We start from the raw sequence: 2,934 nt of genomic DNA on the forward strand, positions 1-2,934 counted from the left end.
AAAAAAAACACAACCCCACCCCCCCCCCACACCCCCCCCCCCCCCCCCCCCCCCCCCCCCCCCCCCCCCCCCCCCCCCCCCCCCCCCCCCCCCCCCCCCCCCCCCCCCCCCCACAAAGGGATCTGCAATGATTGATGGTTACTGGCAGACCTTGGCAATCGCCTCGGCCAGCAGATCCAGGCGCGTGGCATCAATCCCCGCCACGTTCGCCCGTCCGGTACCGACCATGTACACACTGTGATGATCGCGCAGCTGTTTGACTTGATCCGGCGTCAAGCCAGTGTAGGAAAACATCCCGCGCTGCACACCAATGTGCGCAAAGCGCTCGCGCAACCCGTAGTTTTCCAACGCGTCCAGCAGACCGCTGCGCAATTGGGCAATGCGCAAGCGCATGGCTTCCACTTCGTCGGTCCACAGCTGTTTCAGTTGCGGATCGCCAAGGATGGTCGCCACCACGGCGGCGCCATGATCCGGTGGAGTCGACCACAGGTTGCGGGCGATGTTGGCCAATTGGCTGCGAATATCCACCAGCTTCTCAGCGGTCTTCGCGCAGACAATCAGCGCACCGGTGCGGTCGCGGTACAGGCCGAAGTTTTTTGAACAGGAACTGGTGATCAGGACTTCCGGCAACTCGGCGGCGAACAGCCGGGTTGACCAGGCGTCCTGCTCCAGCCCATCGCCAAAGCCCTGATAGGCGAAGTCGATCAGTGGCAGCAATTCGCGCTGGCGCACGACTTCCAGCACACGGCGCCAGTCGTCGTGGGACAGATCGAACCCGGTCGGGTTGTGGCAGCAGGCGTGCAGCAGCACCACGTCACCCTTGGGTGCGTCATTGAGTACCGCGAGCATCGCGTCGACGTCGAGACGGTTGTCGCTGCCCACGTACGGGTAGTGACTGACCTTGACCCCGGCCGTGGCGAAAATGGTTTCGTGGATCGGCCAGGTCGGATTGCTCAGCCACACGCCACGGCCTGGCAGGCACTGGGCGATGAAGTCCGCGCTCAAACGCAGCGCACCTGTGCCGCCCGGGGTCTGGGTGGCGCCGGCACGTTTGTCGCGGATCAGTGTTGAGTCAGCGCCGAGCACCAGCTCATTGATGACCTTGCCGAACGCCGGTTCGCCATGACCGCCAATGTAGGTCTTGGTGCTTTGACCCTCCACCAGGCGCGCCTCGGCCAGTTTCACCGACTCAAGGATTGGCGTCTGGCCCAGGGCATCCTTGTAGACACCGACGCCAAGGTCGAACTTGCGCGGGTTCGGATCCTGCGCATAGGCCTCCATCAGGCCGAGGATCGGATCGCCGGGCACCCGGCCAATGGCGTCGAAGTGCATTACTTGCGTCCTTCTGCAGTCTTGGCCACTTCGTCAGTGCGCGCGGCCATGATGAAGTCGTTGCGGTGCAGGCCCTTGATCGAGTGGCTCCACCAGGTCACGGTGACTTTGCCCCACTCGGTCAGCAGGCCCGGGTGGTGACCTTCGGCCTCGGAGATCTCGCCAACCGCGTTGGTGAACGCCAGGGCGTGCTTGAAATTCTTGAACAGGAAGACTTTTTCCAGCTGCAGGATGCTGTCGCGTACTTCGATGTTCCAGTCCGGGATCTGCTTGATCAGGATCGGCAGCTCCTCGTCGCTGACTTGCGGGGCATCGGCGCGGCAGGCTTCGCAGTGGGCTTGGTTCAATGTGGACATGATGGATTCCTGAAATCGAGTAAATGGTAATCAGCTGTCATGCATCTGGATTAAATGCCACCACGCTAAAGCAAAGCGCGGCTTTCTGACAGACTCACTTGATCGTAAAAGCAGCGGTTCAGGCGGCTTTGGGTTTTGGCGGAAATTTCGGTGCGTGCAGGCCCATCTGCATGGCTTGCTTGACCATGCCCATGATGTCTTCGTGGGCCAGGTCGAACAGGCGCTTGAGGTTCGGCAAGACGAAGTACAGGGGCTGCAGGATGTCGATGCGGTACGGCGTGCGCATGCATTCCAGCGGATCGAACGCCTGATGCTCAGGCTCGCCGGACAGGCTGTACACGGTTTCTTTCGGGGAGGACAGGATGCCGCCACCATAGATGCGATGGCCTTGCGGCGTTTCGAGCAGGCCGAACTCGATGGTCATCCAGTACAGGCGCGCCAGGTACACGCGTTCTTCCTTGGATGCCTGCAGGCCGAGTTTGCCGTAGGTGTGGGTGAATTCGGCGAACCAAGGGTTGGTCAGCAGCGGGCAGTGGCCGAAGATCTCATGGAAGATGTCCGGCTCTTGCAGATAGTCCAGCTCTTCGCGGGTACGAATGAAGGTTGCCACTGGAAACTGCTTGCTGGCGAGCAATTCAAAAAAGGTCTGGAAGGGAATCAGCGCGGGGACTCGGGCGACCTGCCAGCCGGTGGTTTCACCAAGGACCTTGTTGATCTCGCCCAGTTGCGGAATGCGGTCGTGGGGCAGACCGAGTTTTTCGATGCCGTCCAGGTATTCCTGGCACGCACGCCCTTCGATCACTTTCATCTGGCGAGTGATCAGCGTGTTCCACACCGCGTGTTCTTCAGCGGGGTAGTCGATAAAACCTTGCGCATCGGGCTCACGAGCCACGTATTGCGTCTGCTTCATACTGCTCTCCTGCTAGGGGAATTCGTTCTTGTTATGTGCTGCTATGGCTTTAGAAATACTCCATGGCTTGTGGCTTTGCAGCGGGTTCAGGGCGGCATGCGCAGGAAAGTCTCGCTAAAATCGTAAATTTTTCGTTACGTCACGGCGGTTGTCGCGCAGTTATTGAGATTGTCGGGTGGGAAAAGCCTTTGCACTGTCACATAATCTTGACGATTATCTGCGTACCTCAGTAGAAAATAATTCCTGTGGGAGCGAGCCTGCTCGCGAAGGCGTCGGCAAATCCAGCATCAACGGCCCAGAAAAAAAAATTCTGCGAGAAAGCAAGCCCCCACAAGG

At 60.0% G+C, this 2,934-nt stretch carries 3 protein-coding genes; all 3 read right to left on the minus strand.

Translation table 11 applies throughout. The annotated features are described in order from the left end of the window. Positions 1-138: 138 nt before the first annotated feature. Complete coding sequence (locus ACSFE6_RS31275; protein ID WP_435431228.1) at positions 139-1,332, minus strand: amino acid aminotransferase; 1,194 nt, start codon at positions 1,330-1,332, stop codon at positions 139-141. Then, positions 1,332-1,688 carry a 4a-hydroxytetrahydrobiopterin dehydratase gene (locus ACSFE6_RS31280; RefSeq protein WP_435431229.1) on the minus strand — a complete coding sequence of 119 codons (357 nt, stop codon included), beginning with the start codon at positions 1,686-1,688 and terminating at the stop codon, positions 1,332-1,334. The genes ACSFE6_RS31275 and ACSFE6_RS31280 overlap by 1 nt, the downstream gene beginning before the upstream one ends. A gap of 118 nt (positions 1,689-1,806) precedes the next feature. Beyond that, positions 1,807-2,598 (minus strand): phenylalanine 4-monooxygenase, encoded by a 792-nt coding sequence (gene phhA, locus ACSFE6_RS31285; RefSeq protein WP_435431230.1) that lies wholly within the window; start codon positions 2,596-2,598, stop codon positions 1,807-1,809. Positions 2,599-2,934: the final 336 nt, after the last annotated feature.

The sequence above is a fragment of the Pseudomonas baetica genome (assembly GCF_051216495.1).
Taxonomy (GTDB): domain Bacteria; phylum Pseudomonadota; class Gammaproteobacteria; order Pseudomonadales; family Pseudomonadaceae; genus Aquipseudomonas; species Aquipseudomonas baetica_B.